Consider the following 275-nt stretch of genomic DNA (forward strand, 5'->3'; position numbering starts at 1 on the left):
GTCCGGAGCCGGCGGCTTGTAGTTGGTCAAATTGAGGATGCCGACATCAACCGCGGCAACCACGACCTTGGCGTCCTCGCCGGGACTGAGCCCGCCGAGCTTGACCGGAATCTTTAAGCTGGTGCCGGGCCGAACCAGCGGCGGCGGCGACAGCGCGACTTGGAGCGTGCGCGCCTTCTTGTCGATGCCGAACCACTTTAAGCCGATCGCCCGTCCGGGCATCCGCAACGCCGCCGCGTCCAGCGGTCGCCGCAGCGTCGCCAGCACGTAGGCGC

General features: G+C 68.0%; 1 protein-coding gene. It reads right to left on the reverse strand.

The window, feature by feature from the left end:
• Positions 1-275: hypothetical protein (locus QSV46_RS39695; protein WP_314964090.1), on the reverse strand; the 275-nt coding region annotated here is incomplete at both ends.

The organism is Bradyrhizobium cosmicum (assembly GCF_032290525.1).
Lineage (GTDB): Bacteria > Pseudomonadota > Alphaproteobacteria > Rhizobiales > Xanthobacteraceae > Bradyrhizobium > Bradyrhizobium cosmicum_A.